The organism is Dolichospermum sp. UHCC 0259 (genome assembly GCF_009711935.1).
Lineage (GTDB): Bacteria > Cyanobacteriota > Cyanobacteriia > Cyanobacteriales > Nostocaceae > Dolichospermum.
On record NZ_VIKX01000213.1, the window covers coordinates 22,395 to 42,045 of the forward strand.

Here is a 19,651-nt window from a genome sequence, read left to right on the forward strand (position 1 = left end):
AATTTCTACCAATAATTAAATATAGTTTTGTAGGAAATTATGAAAATAGTTGATGCGTGCTTCCACATCTTTTCTGTTATTGTATCTACCATCAAACATTAATCTATTATTTTCTTCTTTGATGTTGAGTAATTCTGGATCTGAATATAAATTATTTTTAATAGCATTTTTATTTCTGAGTAGATTTTCCTTATAAGCAATATTATTTGCAAATACCTGCATTATTGGATCATATATAATTTTTAATGGCTTTGTTCTCTCACGTTCTCCTTTTGGAGGTATGAAAGCTGAATCTCCTAATATAGAATAAATCAACTGAATAGTTTCTTTGAAAAGATTTTCAAGATTTTCAATCGTTTCATCTGAATAATTATTTGCTTGTTTTAAGTATTCATCTAAAAATTTGTCCACAGGAGATTTTAAATTATCTATATGACGATAAGCAAAGAATCGCAAAACTAATTCTACATCTTCCATTTTGCGATAAGATTCACTTTTAAGTAATTTTTCTTCTCCTTCGCTTTCTAAAGGTAGTTTCCACATTTTACGGAAATAGTCATTTTGAGCAAGTTTTATACATACTTGGTTGAATTTACCATTGTGTAAGGCATTTCTCGTTTCTTGTGGAGTTAATTTATCTCCTCCACTATTCAATCTTTCAAAAACTATATGTTTTACATATTCAGCTTCTCTTTCATTTTTAGCTGTTTCTTGTAATAAGACAATAGATGATAAATAGCGTCTATCTATTCCTCTTCTAATTTGCCCAGGCAAATTTTGATAATTTCGCCCATTAAGTTCCTGCCAATATTCTAGACCTTCTAGGTTAAATTTTCCTTTATAAAAATCATATATAGCCGTTAGTCTTTGTTCTCCATCTATTACTTCATAAGTAGAATAATCTATTTCATACAGAAATATAGGTGAAATTGGCACATTCATTATTAATGATTCTATTAAACGAGATTTCTGAGTATAATTCCATCTTTTCCTGCGCTGGTATTCAGGATTTAGGATATACCTTTTACTGTCAAGCATAGTTTCTATACTATCAATTGGATAACGAGCCTGTTCCGTGACAATTCTTATCTCTCCTTTATTGTACTTTTCGTTAATTTCATCGTCGGAATGAGAGACTGAATAAATATCCAAGCTATTTTTATCAATAAATGTTTCACCTGAAATTAAGTGACTATTTGTGATCATATTTATTCTTCCTTATACTTTGCACTAATTAAATTTAGAACTTGAGAATTATATAATTTTAGATTTTTCTGTAACCCAGTATATCATATCCATTCACAAGTGCCTGCTTACTGAAGCATTATTCTTCACTTTCAATTAATTTTTTACCATTACTAAGACGCTGCAAAAACTCAGGAAAATTCATCAAATCATCAACAGATTCTGATGGTGGCATTTCTGCCCAATTTGCCTCAGCATTCAACTTATCCACATAAATGTAGAATGCCTCTTGGTCATCTCGATGAGATAAAACATAAGCACGTAATTCCTTTGTACTCATACTTTGGAAGTTAGGTTGACTCATACCACATACCTCCATTTACCATTAGGATATATTTCTATCATATTCTCTTCACCCGCGAGGATAAACACATTACCTGTACGTTTATCAACTCGAACCAAGTTTATGGGTAAATATAGTTTAGTTAACCAACAACACAGAATAAATAACTGCGTTTTTTGCTCAGATGTAGGAATGACCCGTACTTCTCAATAAAACTCATTATAACGAATATATCACTCCTTCTCTTCTTTGTGCCTTTGCTCCTTAGCGTCTTTGCGCGAAATAAAAAAACGGCAGAGAACCGAAATTCTCCACCGTTCAATTAACAATTAAAAATCCTAACTAAGACTCAACACCTTGGGGTAACAACTCCCGTGTTTGTTGAGAACTAACTTGAACAATACCATTTTCATCAACGTCAACAATAGCAGTATCGCCATCTTTGATGCGTCCAGACAGAATTTCTTCCGCCAAACTATCTTCCAATAAGCGCATAATTGCCCGACGTAATGGCCTTGCACCGTAGCTAGGACTGTAACCCTCAGTGATCAAGCGATCCTTGAAGCGGTCTGTGACTTCTAAGACAATGCCTTTTTCCGTCAAGCGACCAAAGACTTCCTTGAGCATGATTTCGGCAATTTGGGTAACTTCCAGCTTATTCAATTGACGGAAGACGATAATTTCATCTAACCGGTTCAGGAACTCAGGACGGAAGTATTGCTTCAGTTCCTCATTCACCAAAGAACGAATGCGGTTGTATTGAGATTCGTTAGCATCTTCAGCAAAATCGAAACCAATACCGCTACCGCCTTTTTCAATCACCTTAGAACCAATGTTGGAAGTCAAAATCAGCAAAGTGTTCTTAAAGTCCACCGTGCGACCTTTCGCGTCAGTTAAACGCCCATCTTCCAAAATTTGCAGGAGCATATTGAATACATCGGGGTGCGCTTTTTCGATTTCGTCGAATAGCACCACAGTGTAAGGACGACGACGGACAGCTTCTGTTAACTGACCACCTTCGTTGTAACCGACATAACCAGGAGGTGAACCGATCAATTTACTGACGGTGTGACGCTCCATGTATTCGGACATATCTAAGCGAATCATGGCTTCTTCTGAACCGAAGAAGTAGGAAGCCAAGGATTTCGCCAATTCAGTTTTACCTACCCCAGTTGGACCGGAGAAAACAAAACTAGCGATCGGCCGATTCGGATTTTTCAACCCGACACGAGCGCGACGGATGGCTCTGGAAACAGCTTTCACAGCGTCTTCTTGACCGATGAGGCGCTGATGTAAGGTGTCCTCCATGTGCAGCAACTTCTCGGACTCAGATTCGGTGAGTTTGTTCACCGGTACGCCTGTCCAGGAAGCGACAATGTGAGCAATGTCTTCTTCTGTAACTACAGGTTCAACACCGTCACCACTAGCGCCGTTACTCTTGGTTTGAGCAATGGTGCGGATTTCGGCTTTGATTTCCATTTCCCGATCGCGCAATTCTCCCGCCCGATCAAAGTCCTGGGAACGGACTGCATCATCTTTTTCTTTTAAGATTTGCCGTAGTTCCTTGTCTAACTCCTTGGCTGCTGGGGGCAGTTGGGAGTTAATCAGGCGCACCCGTGAACCCGCTTCATCCATTAAGTCAATGGCTTTATCTGGCAAAAAGCGATCGCTAATATAACGATCAGACAATTTCGCCGCCGCTACCAATGCTTCATCGGATATCTTCAGCTTGTGGTGTGCTTCGTAGCGATCGCGCAAACCATATAAAATTTCTATTGTTTCATCAACAGAAGGTTCACCCACCATCACAGGCTGGAAGCGTCTTTCCAACGCTGCATCCCGTTCAATGTGTTTACGGTACTCATCCAAAGTAGTCGCACCGATACATTGCAACTCACCCCGCGCCAAAGCTGGCTTGAGGATGTTCGCCGCATCAATCGCCCCTTCAGCAGCACCCGCACCAATTAAGGTGTGAACTTCGTCAATTACCAGGATGACATTACCCGCCGAGCGGATTTCATCCATAATTTTTTTGAGACGTTCTTCAAATTCACCGCGATATTTAGTTCCCGCTACGAGCAAACCAATATCGAGTGTCACCACACGCTTATCTTCCAAGATATCAGGGATATCCTTACTGGCGATACGTGAAGCTAAACCTTCAGCAATGGCGGTTTTACCAACACCAGGTTCACCAATCAACACGGGATTGTTTTTAGTCCGGCGACCCAAAATTTGAATAACTCGCTCGATTTCCTTGGCGCGTCCCACCACAGGATCAAGCTTGTTATCTATAGCCATTTGGGTCAGATTCGATCCAAACTCATCGAGAGTTGGGGTTTTAGTGCGACCAGAGGGGCCACCCGGCGTAACTTCCGCCGTTTCTCCCAACATCCGAATCACTTGGGTTCTCACCTTGGTCAAATCTACACCGAGGTTTTCTAGCACCCTGGCTGCGACACCTTCCCCTTCGCGGATCAGTCCCAACAGCAGATGCTCGGTACCAATGTAGTTATGCCCCAATTGGCGTGCTTCTTCCAAGGATAGTTCTAAAACCCGCTTTGCTCGTGGCGTAAACGGAATTTCTACGGCGACAAAGCCAGAACCCCGTCCTATGATTTTTTCAACTTCAATGCGAGCATCTTTGAGATTAACTCCCATTGATTTCAGCACCTTGGCGGCTACTCCCGTGCCTTCACCAATCAAACCCAAGAGGATTTGTTCAGTTCCGACAAAGTTGTGACCTAAACGGCGGGCCTCTTCTTGGGCCAGCATGATTACCTTAATGGCTTTTTCTGTGAAGCGTTCAAACATGGCATTTTTCCCATCACCTGCGTCGTGCCGGTATGCTGATTTTAGCACAGGCTAAAATTTTGGATATCTATATCAACAATAGTAGATATCCAATTACGATGACACAGGTTGATCGGTTAATGAGTAGCTATTAATTAATTTTTCTGGAGTTTGTGTACTGAGGAGAGTGATATTACCAGCATTTTGGGGACTAAATCCAAACAATAGACCATTGATGTTGCGATTTTTGTTAGTAGTCCCAAATAAACCTAGATATCATGAAGTGTGTGGCAATGTCAAATTAATCAACCTAATTATAATTTTTTTATATAGATAAAACTTTTAATATAAAATATTTTGATGTAAGATCAGGACAAAAAATCTATTTTATCTTCATAAATGTGGTTAACAGTGGTCGGATTGTTAAAATTTTTGCCTTTATTTGCAGAAGCGAGAATTAAATAAAGTAATTGTATTTAAACTTGGTTGTTCATAACAATTGTTCATTTAACAAGCAAGTATTTAGCTATCAGCAGCATTATGCACTTGACACATCATAAGCCCCCTCCTTGCTTGCGGTGAACCAGCGCTGTAGGCGGGTTTCCCACCGTAGGCGACTGGTGAACCCGAAGGGGGAGGGGGTTGGGGGTGGGTTTCTTGTATTTAGTCAGCCAAGGAACGACTACATTCCGACTGCTGAATCCTAATAGCCCTTTTAGACGTTAATCAACGCTCTGATGTTGCTAACCTCATAATCAAGATCAGCAAATTGTTTTTTATAACCTGCCAATATCTTTCTTAATTCTTCAGGAATATCATCATCTTCATTCTTGAGAATATAACCGTATTTAATGGCAGTGAGAACATTGACCATATAGATCAGATTAGTAGATTCTAGGACATTAGGAGCGATCGCTGGATCATCCTCACTCCCAAAACTACCACCGCGTAACGCCAACGAATTATAGAAAATTTCTCCACCCTCATCAGCTTGAGCATCATTCACCCAAGAATGCCAAAAAGTAAGGTGGAAAATCACATAACGACACAACTCTTTTAAATTCTCGATATCTGTAGCACTGGGTTGGTCAGAAGTAGTAATTGCACGAGTTGCCTTAACAGTACCATTAACCGTTGTTCTCGGTATCTCAGGATGATCAAGCTCATTATGATCATACCAATCATAGTCACCATCATCGCTTACCGCCAACGGTTGATAAGCCACACTATGCTCCACTATATCATCCGATAAACGGTGAATTTCCGCCCACTCCTTAATAATATCCTCCTGATAATCTTGAAAAAAACTATCAATATATTCAGTTAAAACCTGCCAGTAAAGATTAGCAATCTTCGCAAAAGTATGACCCTCAAAAAGTGGCTGACGAGGTTTCCAACCTTTCCAATCATAACTCGCCATTCTTTCCTTACAGACTTGTACCACAGAACCAGGAGTTAACGGTCCATTAGTAGTAACTAAACCCACAGTTGGCGATACCAAAACCTCATCAGCCCGTTGATTAATATTAACCAAACTTTTCACATGAGGAAATAACATCAAACGCACAGGATTTTTGCGTAAATTGCGGAAAGCAGCAATTGTATACTGTTCCATTTGTAAATGAGCCTTAATATAATGCTCAATCATTTCCGCCGCAAAGAAACTATTAGTACGAAAAATCCGTTTCGCTTGTAACCATTTTTCCCCATCATTAGGAGTATAGGTAACAGCATCTTTTAGAGGAGAATGGGGAGCTAAAGAATCAGGATAACGACTTTGCACCGTAATTGCAGTCACCACCAACTTATTTTCTTTCAGTTCCAAAAAGGCTTCCACATTATTCAGATCGTGGTCATTATCCTTTTCATAATTATCCCAATTGAATCCAGTCTTAAACAAATTGGGGTTTTGTTTATTCCGTTTCAGCAAACAGGGATTCATCCCATTAATTACCCGCAGCACAAAATATTCATCACTTCTGGTATAACCAGGATTTTTGCGATCTAATTTAATCGTCAAATTTGGAGGATAAGCCGCTTGAATTTCTGGTAAAGTTGGCTGATCAGGATGAAGAGTATTAGTGATAACGTGCTTGGCTTTAATAGGAACTAAACCACTAGCAGCATCATAACCTAGAAGAGTCCGACCAACAGAATAATCGTCTGGTGTTCCCTCTAATTCACTAAAAAACAGTCGTGCAAAGTGGCTACCTGGTTTATAAAGCCAGTAAGGAACAGTGCAAGTACCGAAATCATAATTTTTCTGAGTGACATTATCACCACCTTTGATAGTATAAACAATGCGATAGGTAGCAACTGGCTGATTATCACTATCAAAACGGATACGACTCTCTAACAATCTTAATTCTAAATCAGGTTGATCTATAAAACCGGCCTTACCTGGATCATAGTAAATTGTAAACTGCCCATTATAATCAGTTGCACCGCGACCTAAATAGTCTCCAGGTGTACCAATATCTCTGTCCCACAATTCTAATTGGATATTGTGTACAGGCTTATTGGTATCACTAAAAACTAATTTACCAGTGGCTTTGTGTAATTGCTCAAGAGGTTTATCAAATTCCTGTTCACGAATTTGAATAATACCTTTTTGAGCCTTCTTTATAGCTTTATTTTTTCCTAAATCGCTGTCAGCTACTTTAATTCCGAGAACTTGCTTAAGTTCATCAAGAATGGTTTTCAGTTTGGACATAATAACTCCTGAGAATAGTGATAAATTTTGCAAAAGCCGTAAATAAATCTGTTCAGAGGGAACAGGGAACGGGCAACGGGGAAGGGAAAAAACTCATGTTTCTAAACATGAGATTGAAATAATGACAGTGTTTTTTCGTGCTACGCATCTTTTTTTTTAACTGAGATTTAAACCCAGCAAATAAAGTTTCTTATCTGTTCCCTGTTCCCTTTTTTTGTAAGGTTTGATTATTTGTCATAACCAATCACAAAACGTTCAGGGATATAACCTTTATATTCAACTTTGCCTTCATCACCAGGAAGTAATTTTACGCCTGGACGTAATATAATTTGTTTGATTGCTTCAGGAACAATCACACCACCCAGATGTTCACCCAGGCAAGTATGACTACCATAGCCAAAGTGCATATAGTTATATTTTGGCCGTTCAATGGAAAATTCATCAGGATTCGTCACAACTGCGCCATCAAACATAGCTGAACCTACACCAGCTAAAACAATACTTTTAGCCGGGATACGGGTTTCTCTAGGAGTTCCTGCGGCTAAGGTGTAATCTGCTTCGCAAAACCGCACCAGAAAAGGGCTGAAAGGATTAAAACGAACTGCTTCCCAAACGTATTTATCAAAGGTTTGGTTGTCGCCAGATTGGGCTGCTGCTAAGGCTTTGGCGAAGATTTCTGGACGTTTGAGAATTTGTTCTACACCTTGAGTAATTACCTGGGCTGTACCTTCGATACTACCCACTAATAAAATGATCATGTGGCTGATGATCTTGGTTTCATCAAAGGAAATATCGCTGGCAAATGTTGTGTTTGCTAACCGAGTAAAAATGTCTGCTGGTGCGGTAGATTTGCTATTTTGAGAATTTTTATTACTTGTGGAAGTTCCGGGACTAAAAATTGATTTTAACCAGCCCTGGAATATTTCTCCTGATGATAAATCATCTAGGCTTTTAGGCAAATCTTGAGCAATTTGAGCTTTTTTTTGTTGCAGAAGTTGACCCAAGTAAACACGCATTTCTTGTCCGGCTTTTACCGAAGCTTCATGAATTTTAGGGTCGTTGGTCAAATTTCTAAACATATCGTCTTGGGTGGATTTTGCCCAGCGATACATAGTTTCTAAATCAGGACCAGGAAACCCAAAATAGTCGCCGCAAATTTTGATAGGAACATATTTTCCTAACTCACGAACAACTTCGATTTTACCGGTTTTTACAGATTCATCTAAACGGGCTTTAGTAATTTCACCTGCTTTTTTTCTGACAAGTGGTAAATCTTCCAATTGCAACATTGATCTCATAATTGACTTTTCTTGCCAATTATGTTCTGTGTTATCTCTAGCCAGCATACAAGGGCCGAAAACAGGGTCCATTTTGGGAGCAAAGGTTCTGACTGAAAAGTGTTCGGAGCGAGACAAAACCTCTTGTACGTCGGGAAATAAACTCACTAATGTAAATCTAGGTGTGATAAAAATGGGTCGTTTTTCTCTGAGTTCTTTAAACAATCCTTGCCAGTCAGTCCAAACTCCTTGATTGACTACTTTAACTCTATCGGCGACGTTTTCTGTCGGAATGCTATCGTATCTTTCTAAATAGGACATAAGGCCTCTTGAATTTTTGGAATTGACTGGAATCCGAATATGATTCACATCTGAGAGGTTGTTTGAAAAGTATTAGATGAAACCAATAATTTCCAAAAACCTAACCCCCCAGCCCCCATTCCCTCGCAGGGAAGGGGGGTTTCAAAGCCTCTCCCCGCGTCGGGGAGAGGTTTGGATAGGGGTTTATTTATACATGAGAAACTTTTCAAACATCCTCTGAGATAAATATTAATTGCTGCGTTGGTACATCTGATTTAACAACGCAGTTAATTTTTACCTAAGATACAGAATCTACGTCATGAATTGTTCCCACGATTATTTTCCAGCGCTCGTCTACTTTACGCATGGTATAAGTAAATCCAAAGCTAGTTAGTAGTTGATTATCTTTGGTGTAGCGGGTGGCAACTGCACTAACTACGGCTAGATTATCACTGAGTAATTTAACTTTGAGGGGACCGGTTTCACTTTTACCATAGTTTTGTTTTTTTAAATCAGCTACGATTTTTGTAAAAACAATCCACAGTTTGAAGCCATTGGTGATAGTGACGGCTGTTTCTGGTGTAATTAGTATTGATGGATAGTGATAAAATGGACCTAATATACTAGGCTTGAGCGTGGCAAATGCTTTGTTATATTCGGCAATTGTTTCTGCTACTTTTTTCGTTTCATCTTGCATAGAAAGATTCTCTAAAACTGATACTGCTTAAAGATGTCGGTTTTGAATTAAATAATTAGACGGGGAATATTCTGCTTTTATGGATCATTAATTCAGATTCAATTCAGAAATAATTTGTGCTAAATTTTTAGGTCGGTAATCTTCACGCTTTTGCAATCGCTCGATTGTGCTTTCATGAAGATCATGAGGTTGATTGCTAACATCACGAAGTTTAGTTCCTACTAATTTATAAATGCCTGGATCGTTAGTAAAATCAATGGTAGGATCTGAATTAATACTTGTTGAATTGAAATCGAATTCTAGTCCCAAGTTTAAGTCTTGTATGGACTCTATCATCCATTTCAATGCGCCATCAGATAAGGGGGTGTGTTGTTTAGTGCCACCACCAACGCAACCATGATCACCTGGAAACCACTTTTCAATTAGTTGTTGGTTGTTAGCATCGGGGTTTTTGTGCATACGAGTTACATCAAAAATTTCCCGAACTTCATCTATAGCGATAGCGTGGACTGCATTTTGGATATATTGATTTAAGGTTGTGTCATAGAATTTGTAACGGCTATGAAGTATTGGTGTAAACATTTTGAACAGAGGGAATACAGGAATTCCCAACGCACCTACAGTATCGAAACAACCAAGTAAGGTAATATTGACTGGTTTGCCTTCATTTTTTGCGTAATCTTTACGATATTCACGAGCTTGATTATCTTTAGGTTTGATATCTCTATTTCGATAAAGCTCGTAGGCTTCAGACACTCGAGTAATATTTTGGCGGCTGAGAAGACCTGAGCAATAGATCATCCCTGCTAAACTTCTGACTGTGTATGCACCACGACTAAAGCCAAATAGGTAAATTTCATCACCATCAACATAGTTGAAACAGAGGAATTCATAGGCATCTTGTATGTTTTGATCAATTCCTAGTCCAGTAATACCACCCAAAAACTTTTGATTCTCCGAACCGATTCCTGAACCATAAAAAACGATTTGTGGTATCCCATCGTTGGCAATTGGTTTTACATACTCACTCAGCTTGACTACATTGGTCGGGCAAACATTGGTTAAATCTTGCCAAGTTCCATCACAGCAAACAACTAGGCGTTTCATATTTATATTCTCAAACTCCGTTACTTAACCAGAGATAATTAGGTAAACTGAATTGTCCTTGGGATAAGACAGGGTATAGGGGGAAGGAGTTTGAGCTTTTTTTACTCTTCTTCATATACCTTGAAATTTTTCCGTTAACTTACTTAAGTACAGTATAATTAACAAGATATATATAAAAATAGTAGCCTTTTCTAAAAAAAAGATTAAATTATGGGAATTTACTTAAGTACAAGTATAGGCAAAAACCACTATTGTATGATTGCTATGCCATTAGTGACAAGTTAAGTCCAAGGTAATTGTATCAATTCGTAATAATCTGTAGATATTCACAAAAACGAGGTATTAAATCTGCAACTTATCAGAAATGTTGGGTTACTATTTTTCGGCGTTGCTGATTGAGGTATGAGAATTATTTTTCATGAGATTAAAACCCTTGTAGAGACGTTCTATGGAAAGTCTCTACACTTAAATTCATACTTGGTTTCAGCAACGCCCCATTTTTCTAGGATCAATGCCCACCATGAAAAAGATCCCCGACTTGTTGGATAAGTCGAGGATCTATGTTTTGAGTGTTATTCTTTGTTCTCTACTATAAGTGGAATTGATTAAGCACTGTACTCACTAAATGATGAGTAATGGGTAAACTATCTACCACCATTGCTAAACACAAGAGCATCATGTAGGAAATGGAATACAAAAATAACTCGCGGGCGATGGTTTTATCTTCGGGATTTTGCAACAACCGCCAAGATTTATGGACAAATATTCCCCCTAAAGTCAAGGCAATAACAGCATAGACAATGCCACTGGCGTGTAGGGGATAAAACAGCAGGATGGTCGCTGTGACAGTAATTACCGTATAAAACCAAATTTGTCTGACGGTTGCTTCATCGCCTACAACTACGGGTAACATGGGGATACCTACCTTGGCGTAATCGTCACGAATCATAAGTGCCAAAGCCCAAAAATGGGGGGGTGTCCATAGGAAGACGATCGCAAAAATTAGCCAAGCTGCCCAGCTTAAAGTATCTGTGACTGCTGCCCAACCGACTAAAGCGGGAATTGCTCCTGCTGCACCACCAATGACAATATTTTGGGTGCTATGACGTTTGAGCCAGTGAGTATAGACTAAAACATAAAAGATGATGCCAGAGAAGGCTAAAAATGCGGCTAGAAGATTGGCAAAGACGGTGAGGAGGGTAAAAGAAAGTACAGCTAGGGCGATCGCAAAAATTAAAGCATCACGGGGTTGGATCTTCCCGGAAGGCATAGGACGGTGGCGTGTCCGCTCCATGTCATAATCTATATCTCGGTCATAGATACAGTTAATTGTTTGAGCGCTCGCTGCTGCTAAAGTTCCACCAATCATGGTAATAATTAACAACCAAGGATCTACCTCACCTTTGGCGGCTATCCACATACTCCCAGCAGTAGTAATTAATAGCAGGGGAATAATCCGGGGTTTGGTTAGCTGGTAGTAACTTTGAACGACTTGGAGAAATGTGTCGTGTTGACGACGAGAGACATTAGTCTCAATCATGTTGGGTCTTTTTCCTTATTTTTCAAGAACTGGTCAGTAAACCGCTGGCTTCTGCTGTAGAAATGAGATTTTATGGATTTACGCCATGAGTTACTGTGTTGGTGACGGAGGAAGTAAACCATCTCGCAGTGATAAAACTGTAAATACTACCAAAGTCCCCAGTAAAGTCGCACCGATAGCTTGGTGAGAAACAGTGAGAGGTTCAACTTGTAAATGTAGACGGAAGGTAGCCACACCCAAGAGGAGTTGTGAAATCAACAAACCACCGGCCATATTTGCTAGTTTTCGCAAAGCTGGATGCAGCGCTGGTGTCCGCCAAGAAATGAAAACAACTGCTAAAGTAGCGATGGTTGGCGGTACTAAGCCAAAAATATGGCTGTACATGACATCACAAAGCTGTTCCCCTGCCAAACATTGGTGTAAAGCCCAACGAGAACCGACTAAAGCACCTAATAAACTTTGTAAGTAGACACAAACACTAGCAGTTAAACCCACCCAAGGCAACTTTCCTACTGTTCCTGTGCCTTGATAGGGACTCAAACTTGTACCGATAATTAACAAAGTGGTGAAAAATAGTAGTGCTGTTCCTAAATGGGCGGTAACGATATCAAACCGCAATAATTCAGTTACAGTCAGTCCTCCCAAAATCCCTTGGAAGACGATTAAAAACAGGGCAAATGTGGATGCCCAAGGTAGCCACTTGGGTAAATGTTGACGATGCCACCAGGATAGACCACAAAGGGCGATCGCACTAAAACCAATTAAAGCCGCATCCAGACGATGAAACCACTCCAAAAACACTTGGAGATTCATTTGCTTGGCTGGAACTAACTCCCCATAGCACAAAGGCCAATCAGGGCAAGCAAGTCCAGCATTCATGACGCGGGTAGCACTGCCTATAGCCATCAAAATTAAGGTGGCTACGCATATTTTCCACACCAAGCGACGAATCGTCTCCTGGGGCTGTTGTGCTACTGTGGCCGCTTTATTTTGTTGTTCTAAGACAAATTCATTCATTAACAATACCTTCTTACCCGCTTGTGCTGGAAGTTGAAAATTTTCTCTTTTGATTTAGTACCAACTTCTACTCACCCTAACGTATCGGTCAGAATATAGAAATCAGCTTTCCCTTATACTTTGGATCACTTTAGCTAGTTTTCGCTGTAAGATTTCGTGCTGTTTTGCAGATGGAAATAATTAATCAACGGGAATTAATGGAAATTTCGGAAAAATTTTGCACTAATTGTCATCTAACCTGGGCAAGACAACTTATCTCCCTTGTACTCAAAATTGTGTTCTTAATCGAAAAAATTAATAAAGATTTCAGACCAGCGGATACTATATCTCATAGCCTGCACTACCTTAGTAGGTAGAGTTACTTTAAAAATTAAAGTAACTTACAGATAAAAATGCCTTTGCCATTTTTTGTTTTGTTGGGTTGCGCTGTTGCCTAACCCAACCTACGAATCAAAGGTATTGAGATAAAATAGTCAATTAATCACCAAATCAGCCGTGAAAATTCCAAATGCAATCTGGACATTACTCATTGGCATTGTCCTCACTCTCACCAGTCTCTGGTACGGTCAAAATCACGGTCTGTTACCTGTAGCGGCCTCCGACGAAGCCCCTTTGGTAGACGGTCTATTCAACACCATGATGACTGTTTCTACAGGCATCTTTTTGATTGTTGAAGGTGTTTTAATTTACGCTGTTATTAGATATCGTCGTCAGGCTGGAGACAATGAAGATGGGCCAGCAATTGAAGGTAATGTACCCCTAGAGATACTCTGGACAGCGATCCCCGCAATTATCGTTATCGGTATTTCTCTCTACAGTTTTGATGTATATAACGACATGGGCGGCTTTGATCCCCATTCGGCTCATGCTGCACCCATGATGGACAATGCCATGAATATGCCGAAAAAGGCCATGGCTGCCACCCTGATCAGTACAGAAGCATCTGAACAAGGATCACAATTAGATACCAAGTCTGATGCAATTACCAAACCCGCAGAATTAACCATTAACGTCACTGGACTCCAATATGCTTGGTTATTCAACTATCCAGATAAGGACGTAACAACGGGTGAACTACATTTACCCATTGGCAAAACAGTAGAAATCAATATGACAGCTAACGATGTCATCCACGCTTTTTGGATTCCTGAATTTCGGGTGAAACAGGATGCCATTCCTGGTAGACAAACCAATTTGCGGTTTACTCCCAGAAAAGCGGGCGATTATGACCTAATTTGTGCTGAATTGTGTGGGCCATATCACGGAGTGATGAAAAGCCAAGTAGTTGTGGAGACACAGGAAGCTTTTGATAGTTGGATGCAAGAACAGCTAATTGCTGCTAAAGATATTCCTAATCAAGCGGTAGCTGTCAATTCTATGTCTATGACTGCTGATGAATTTCTCTCTCCTTACACTCACGATATGGGCATTCACTCAGAAATTCTGCATCAAATTAAGTAGTTTAGGAATTACTTGAGTTGCAGGGGTTACAAAATACATGGGCGCAGGCCTTGCGCCCCTACAAACTTTTTTAAAATATGACACAGGCACAGTTAGAAGAAATTGCTAATGTCCCTAACCATGCTGAAGAACATGAGGAAAGGCATTGGCGAGACTTTTTTGGTTTTAGTACAGACCATAAGGTAATTGGGATTCAATATCTGGTAACATCTTTTGTTTTTTACTGCATTGGCGGCGTAATGGCTGATTTGGTGCGGACAGAATTACGGACTCCAGAGGTGGATTTTGTTACGCCAGAAATCTATAACAGTCTGTTTACTCTCCATGCCACAATCATGATTTTTTTGTGGATTGTGCCAACGGGGGCAGGATTTGCCAACTATTTGATCCCGCTGATGATTGGGGCGAGAGATATGGCATTTCCGCGCCTGAATGCGGTAGCTTTTTGGATGGTTCCTCCAGCGGGTGTATTACTGGTTGCTAGTTTGGCGGTAGGTGATGCCCCGGATGCTGGTTGGACTTCTTACCCACCTCTGAGTTTAGTAACAGGTCAGGTGGGTGAGGGGATTTGGATTATGAGTGTGCTGCTATTGGGGACTTCTTCGATTTTGGGGGCGATTAATTTTCTCGTCACTATTTGGAAGATGCGTGTTCCCAGTATGGGTATTTATCAAATGCCGTTGTTCTGTTGGGCGATGATCGCAACTTCGGCTTTGGTGTTGGTATCTACACCAGTATTAGCTGCGGCTTTGATTTTGCTGGGTTTTGATTTATTGGCAGGAACAAACTTTTTTAATCCTTCAGGTGGGGGAGATCCTGTTGTTTACCAGCATATGTTCTGGTTCTATTCTCATCCGGCGGTTTATATTATGATTTTGCCTTTCTTTGGGGCAATTTCGGAAATTCTGCCAATTCATGCCCGCAAACCGATTTTCGGCTATAAGGCGATCGCTTTTTCATCTCTAGCTATCAGCTTTTTAGGCTTAATCGTCTGGGCGCATCATATGTTTACCAGTGGTGTTCCTGGTTGGTTGCGGATGTTTTTCATGATCACGACAATGATCATCGCTGTTCCCACTGGAATTAAAATTTTCGGTTGGTTGGCAACTATTTGGGGTGGCAAAATCCGCCTCAATAGTCCCATGTTATTTGCCATCGGCTTTTTAGCCACTTTTGTGATTGGTGGCATTAGCGGGGTCATGTTGGCCGCAGTTCCTTTTGATATTCACGTTCACGATACTTACTTTGTGGTGGCACATCTCCACTATGTTTTGTTTGGTGGCAGTGTCTTAGGAATTTTTGCCGCCATTTACCACTGGTTCCCAAAAATGACGGGACGGAAACTGAACGAATTTTGGGGTCAGGTGCATTTTGCCTTAACCATGATTGGTTTAAATATGACTTTCTTACCCATGCACAAACTAGGATTAATGGGTATGAACCGTCGTATTGCGGAATATGATCCTAAGTTCACGTTTTTGAATGAAATCTGTACCTACGGGTCTTATATATTGGCGGTTTCGACCTTACCATTTATCATCAATGCGGTTTGGTGTTGGTTTTATGGGGAAAAAGCGGGGAATAATCCTTGGCAAGCGCTGACTTTGGAATGGATGACTTCTTCTCCTCCTAGTATTGAGAATTTTGAAACTCTCCCTGTTTTAACTACAGGTCCCTACGATTACGGGGTAAGTGAGGAACGGGTAGAAACTGAACCTGTGTTAACTCCCCAAACTGAATCAGCACTTTAAGAGATAAGGGGGAAAGGTAAGGGGAAAAAGGAAATAAAAAACCTTTCACCCATTACCAATTACCCATTACCAATTACCCATTACCAATTACCAATTTATGCAAGGTCAAATTATTGACACGACGACAACGGAATTAAGTCACCATACAGCCGTTTCTCATCACGAAGCACATCCAGATCATCGTATGACTGGTCTATTTATGTTTTTGGTGGCTGAGGGCATGATTTTTATGGGTTTGTTTGGTGCATACCTGACTTACCGTTCAACTATTCCTGTGTGGCCACCGGCAGGAACACCGGATTTAGAATTGTTGTTACCGACTGTGAATACTTCTATTTTGATAGCTAGTAGTTTTGTGATGCACAATGCTGATACGGCTATTAAAAAGAATGATACGAAGGGAATGCGGCTTTGGTTGGCAATTACCGCAGCTATGGGGGCGATTTTTTTGGCGGGTCAGGTTTATGAATATGCTCATTTGGAGTTTGGTCTGACTACCAATTTATTCGCTAGTACGTTTTATGTGTTGACTGGGTTTCACGGTTTGCACGTTACTATCGGCGTTTTAGCGATTTTAGCAGTTTTGTGGCGATCGCTCACCCCCGGACACTACAGCAATGAAAACCGCTTCGGCATTGAAGCAGCGGAAATTTACTGGCACTTTGTAGACGTAATTTGGATTATTTTATTCGGATTACTCTATTTACTCTAGGTATTTATTACTTAGTTGTTCACTCCACTCGAATAACCTACAATCCCCCCAAGGGGGTTTTTTTGTTTGTACTGGTTATTATTCCTGCTAAATGCCAATTAGTCCAAACTCAAGTTTCATATTCAGCGGTAGAAATAATCACCGCAATTTGTTTACCTGCTTGGGTAATTTAGATTTGTTCACCTTGTTCAACTTCCTAAATCATTTTGTTGAAGTTGACGGGAATTTATTCAATTGAATATTGCATAAAACATAAAAATTATCCTGTACTTTATCCAAAATACCAAAAATCTCACGCCCAAACACAAAAACTCTCTCCGTGCCTCTGCGCCTCTGCGTGAGATAATATCCTAACTTACAACCACCGAACCGCATCCTTAGCATGGTAAGTCAAAATCAAATCAGCACCAGCCCGTTTAAAACCAGTCAAGGTTTCCATCACAACGCGTTGCTCATCAATCCAACCATTTAAAGCCGCAGCCTTCACCATTGCATATTCACCAGAGACATTGTAAGCCGCCACAGGTAAATGAGTAGCTTCCTTAACGCGCCAGATAATATCCATATATGCTAAAGCTGGTTTAACCATCAGCATATCAGCACCTTCAGCAATATCCAACTCAATTTCTTTCAGTGCTTCCCTAGCGTTACCGGGGTCCATTTGGTAAGTGCGTCTATCCCCAAATTGTGGTGTTGAGTCCGCTGCATCTCTAAATGGCCCATAATAAGCCGAAGCATATTTAGCAGCATAGGACATAATGGGGATATCTTCAAATCCCGCTTCATCCAAACCTGCGCGAATTGCTTGCACAAAACCATCCATCATCCCCGAAGGTGCGATAATATCTGCACCGGCTTGAGCTTGAGAAACTGCGGTTTTCTTTAATAATTCTAAAGTTGGGTCATTTAAAACCCTTCCAGTTAAATCACCAACTTGTAAATAACCACAATGTCCATGACTTGTATATTCACATAAACAAGTATCAGCCATGACAATTAAATCAGGGACGGCATTTTTAACTGCGGTTGCTGCTTTTTGAACAATACCACAATCATGCCATGCACCAGTAGCATCTATGTCTTTATCTGCCGGAATTCCAAATAAGATAATTGCCGGAATTCCTAAGTCATAAACCTCTTTAGCTTCTTCAACAATCTTATCTACTGAAAGTTGATAAACACCGGGCATAGATTTAACTTCCTTGGCAATACCTTCTCCTGGTACAGCAAACAATGGATAAATCAAATCGTTAGTAGTTAAAACGGTTTCACGAACCATACGGCGTAATTGGGTATGGCTACGCAGACGGCGAGGGCGATGTATAGGAAACATAAATTTTGATCACTGATTTAACAGATTTAATGATTTCACGGAATAAAGGATTGTATTCGTAAATAAAGGAGTTTAAATTCCTTTTTGATCACTGATTTGACGGATTGAAGGATTTCACGGATTAAGAGTTGTCTTTGTAGGTAAAGCAGGTTGAATTCTTTTCCAAGTATTCGTAAATAAAGGAGGTTAAATTCCTGTTTAAATGCGAATAGTGTGCTGTAGATCAACTGTTTTTTGACTGAATGTAACAAAAAAGAATGCAATGGACACAGAATAAAGCGTCACAAAAGCAAGTTTCTAGCTTGCTCTATTCAGACAAACTACAAGCAGTGCTTTAACTGTCTTTTGCCCTACTGTTGATGAAGCTGTGGGGCAATTTTATATTTTACAACTTGATAGACATTTGCTTATAACAAATTTGCAAAAAACAATCTTAAAAAATCATGCAATTAATTTTGGTAAGTTGTTTAATCACAAGTCTATGATTAATTAAATTACCATGTTTTCCCTGATTTGATCTAAAGAACTCGAAAAATAAACGGATAACGGCAGGGTTGATTAGGATTGCTAAAAACACCAATTAGCGCCCAAATTGTCAATCCCCAGTGGAGGATATAACCTAAACCTGCGAGTGGTAACAAGATGATTAGGGGTAAAACTAACCAACCAATCAGAAAAAACAATGCTCCCAGAATTGCTCCATATAACCAAACGTTAAAATGGAAATTTATAGATTCCTTGGCATTGTCTTTGACGACAGGATCATCTGATACAAATAGTATGGCTATGGGTAATCCAATGGAGACAATGGTGGTGCTAAAAAAAATTGCTCCATGACACAATGCGGATAATAATTTACGTTTATCGCTGTCGTACATTGTTTGCTCCCATTCAATTCTAGTTAATTATTATATCAAATATGGGTGCGGCAGGCATCGCATATTCCCTCAACTGTCACTTCATACCGTTCTACTTTTAACCCCTGTCGCAGTTGACTAAGATCAATATTCGGGAAAGTATTCCAGTTGATATCTTCAATAGCACCACAGCAGTTACAGCGAAAATGATGATGGGGGGCAACGTTAGCATCATAACGGGAGATACCTTGTTCTAATAGCACTTCTCGCACTAAACCCGCCTCACGCAGCGCCTGGAGTGCCGCATATACGGTGGCTTGAGAAGAAGTGGGTGCTTCTTGATTTAAGTCCCTCAGAATTTGATCAACTGTCGGGTGATCTTCTCTTGCTAAGAGGTTAGCATAAACGCCAAATCTTTGGGGGGTGACTCGCAACCCTCTATTTTTCAGGGTTTTGATAATATCATTAGCTTTTTGCTGCATAGGATTTACTTAGCTATATAAAGATATAAACTCCTATTATAACTTTTCCTTTTTAAGAACTAAGCTTTTTTAAAAAATACATT

16 protein-coding genes are annotated in these 19,651 nt (G+C 40.0%); 3 read left to right on the forward strand and 13 right to left on the reverse strand.

Annotation, left to right across the window (positions count from 1 at the left end; genetic code table 11):
- Positions 1–15: 15 nt before the first annotated feature.
- The 10 genes from FJR05_RS17600 to FJR05_RS17640 form a co-directional block, all read right to left on the reverse strand.
- Positions 16–1,206, reverse strand: a complete 1,191-nt coding sequence (locus tag FJR05_RS17600; protein WP_168645307.1) for a DUF262 domain-containing protein — start codon at positions 1,204–1,206, stop codon at positions 16–18.
- 118 nt (positions 1,207–1,324) lie between these two features.
- Positions 1,325–1,549 carry a hypothetical protein gene (locus FJR05_RS17605; protein WP_168645308.1) on the reverse strand — a complete coding sequence of 75 codons (225 nt, stop codon included), beginning with the start codon at positions 1,547–1,549 and terminating at the stop codon, positions 1,325–1,327.
- Positions 1,546–1,722, reverse strand: coding sequence for a hypothetical protein (locus FJR05_RS28025; RefSeq protein ID WP_371416113.1), 177 nt, complete (start codon positions 1,720–1,722; stop codon positions 1,546–1,548). The genes FJR05_RS17605 and FJR05_RS28025 overlap by 4 nt, the downstream gene beginning before the upstream one ends.
- A 148-nt stretch (positions 1,723–1,870) precedes the next feature.
- Positions 1,871–4,342, reverse strand: a complete 2,472-nt coding sequence (locus tag FJR05_RS17610; protein WP_168645346.1) for an ATP-dependent Clp protease ATP-binding subunit — start codon at positions 4,340–4,342, stop codon at positions 1,871–1,873.
- 694 nt (positions 4,343–5,036) lie between these two features.
- A complete protein-coding gene (locus FJR05_RS17615) occupies positions 5,037–7,034 on the reverse strand; it encodes a lipoxygenase family protein (protein ID WP_174783761.1) in 1,998 nt (665 codons plus the stop codon).
- Positions 7,035–7,261: 227 nt separating this feature from the next.
- Positions 7,262–8,632, reverse strand: coding sequence for a cytochrome P450 (locus FJR05_RS17620; protein ID WP_168645309.1), 1,371 nt, complete (start codon positions 8,630–8,632; stop codon positions 7,262–7,264).
- A 277-nt stretch (positions 8,633–8,909) separates the two neighbouring features.
- Positions 8,910–9,308, reverse strand: coding sequence for a hypothetical protein (locus tag FJR05_RS17625; protein ID WP_168645310.1), 399 nt, complete (start codon positions 9,306–9,308; stop codon positions 8,910–8,912).
- An 87-nt stretch (positions 9,309–9,395) separates the two neighbouring features.
- Positions 9,396–10,415 carry a DUF2235 domain-containing protein gene (locus tag FJR05_RS17630; RefSeq protein ID WP_168645311.1) on the reverse strand — a complete coding sequence of 340 codons (1,020 nt, stop codon included), beginning with the start codon at positions 10,413–10,415 and terminating at the stop codon, positions 9,396–9,398.
- A gap of 589 nt (positions 10,416–11,004) precedes the next feature.
- The gene (locus FJR05_RS17635; protein ID WP_168645312.1) at positions 11,005–11,955 is read right to left on the reverse strand and encodes a heme o synthase; all 951 of its coding nucleotides are present in this window, start codon (positions 11,953–11,955) and stop codon (positions 11,005–11,007) included.
- A gap of 90 nt (positions 11,956–12,045) precedes the next feature.
- Positions 12,046–12,972, reverse strand: a complete 927-nt coding sequence (locus tag FJR05_RS17640) for a heme A synthase (RefSeq protein ID WP_168645313.1) — start codon at positions 12,970–12,972, stop codon at positions 12,046–12,048.
- 495 nt (positions 12,973–13,467) lie between these two features.
- On the opposite strand from FJR05_RS17640, the gene FJR05_RS17645 reads away from it, so the two are divergent.
- From FJR05_RS17645 to FJR05_RS17655, 3 genes are all read left to right on the forward strand, one after another.
- Positions 13,468–14,433, forward strand: a complete 966-nt coding sequence (locus FJR05_RS17645) for a cytochrome c oxidase subunit II (protein WP_168645314.1) — start codon at positions 13,468–13,470, stop codon at positions 14,431–14,433.
- Positions 14,434–14,510: 77 nt separating this feature from the next.
- Positions 14,511–16,184 carry a cytochrome c oxidase subunit I gene (ctaD, locus tag FJR05_RS17650; RefSeq protein WP_168645315.1) on the forward strand — a complete coding sequence of 558 codons (1,674 nt, stop codon included), beginning with the start codon at positions 14,511–14,513 and terminating at the stop codon, positions 16,182–16,184.
- 97 nt (positions 16,185–16,281) lie between these two features.
- Positions 16,282–16,896 carry a heme-copper oxidase subunit III gene (locus FJR05_RS17655; RefSeq protein WP_168645316.1) on the forward strand — a complete coding sequence of 205 codons (615 nt, stop codon included), beginning with the start codon at positions 16,282–16,284 and terminating at the stop codon, positions 16,894–16,896.
- 355 nt (positions 16,897–17,251) lie between these two features.
- Here the strand turns inward: FJR05_RS17655 and hemB are convergent, their stop codons facing one another.
- The 3 genes from hemB to FJR05_RS17670 all read right to left on the reverse strand — a co-directional run bounded on the left by hemB (position 17,252) and on the right by FJR05_RS17670 (position 19,568).
- Complete coding sequence (gene hemB, locus FJR05_RS17660; protein ID WP_168645317.1) at positions 17,252–18,229, reverse strand: porphobilinogen synthase; 978 nt, start codon at positions 18,227–18,229, stop codon at positions 17,252–17,254.
- Positions 18,230–18,747: 518 nt separating this feature from the next.
- The gene (locus FJR05_RS17665) at positions 18,748–19,107 is read right to left on the reverse strand and encodes a DUF4870 domain-containing protein (protein ID WP_168645318.1); all 360 of its coding nucleotides are present in this window, start codon (positions 19,105–19,107) and stop codon (positions 18,748–18,750) included.
- A 35-nt stretch (positions 19,108–19,142) separates the two neighbouring features.
- Entirely contained in the window at positions 19,143–19,568 is a 426-nt protein-coding gene (locus tag FJR05_RS17670; protein WP_168645319.1) for a Fur family transcriptional regulator, read from the reverse strand.
- Between the last annotated feature and the right edge of the window lie 83 nt (positions 19,569–19,651).

Excerpts from the sequence above, each read along its gene's own strand:
- FJR05_RS17600 (WP_168645307.1), bottom strand. The coding sequence starts at position 1,206 with ATGATCACAAATAGTCACTTAATTTCAGGTGAAACATTTATTGATAAA.
- FJR05_RS17605 (WP_168645308.1), bottom strand. The coding sequence starts at position 1,549 with ATGAGTCAACCTAACTTCCAAAGTATGAGTACAAAGGAATTACGTGCT.
- FJR05_RS17610 (WP_168645346.1), bottom strand. The coding sequence starts at position 4,342 with ATGTTTGAACGCTTCACAGAAAAAGCCATTAAGGTAATCATGCTGGCC.
- FJR05_RS17615 (WP_174783761.1), bottom strand. The coding sequence starts at position 7,034 with ATGTCCAAACTGAAAACCATTCTTGATGAACTTAAGCAAGTTCTCGGA.
- FJR05_RS17620 (WP_168645309.1), bottom strand. The coding sequence starts at position 8,632 with ATGTCCTATTTAGAAAGATACGATAGCATTCCGACAGAAAACGTCGCC.
- FJR05_RS17625 (WP_168645310.1), bottom strand. The coding sequence starts at position 9,308 with ATGCAAGATGAAACGAAAAAAGTAGCAGAAACAATTGCCGAATATAAC.
- FJR05_RS17630 (WP_168645311.1), bottom strand. The coding sequence starts at position 10,415 with ATGAAACGCCTAGTTGTTTGCTGTGATGGAACTTGGCAAGATTTAACC.
- FJR05_RS17635 (WP_168645312.1), bottom strand. The coding sequence starts at position 11,955 with ATGATTGAGACTAATGTCTCTCGTCGTCAACACGACACATTTCTCCAA.
- FJR05_RS17640 (WP_168645313.1), bottom strand. The coding sequence starts at position 12,972 with ATGAATGAATTTGTCTTAGAACAACAAAATAAAGCGGCCACAGTAGCA.
- ctaD (WP_168645315.1), top strand. The coding sequence starts at position 14,511 with ATGACACAGGCACAGTTAGAAGAAATTGCTAATGTCCCTAACCATGCT.
- FJR05_RS17655 (WP_168645316.1), top strand. The coding sequence starts at position 16,282 with ATGCAAGGTCAAATTATTGACACGACGACAACGGAATTAAGTCACCAT.
- hemB (WP_168645317.1), bottom strand. The coding sequence starts at position 18,229 with ATGTTTCCTATACATCGCCCTCGCCGTCTGCGTAGCCATACCCAATTA.
- FJR05_RS17665 (WP_168645318.1), bottom strand. The coding sequence starts at position 19,107 with ATGTACGACAGCGATAAACGTAAATTATTATCCGCATTGTGTCATGGA.
- FJR05_RS17670 (WP_168645319.1), bottom strand. The coding sequence starts at position 19,568 with ATGCAGCAAAAAGCTAATGATATTATCAAAACCCTGAAAAATAGAGGG.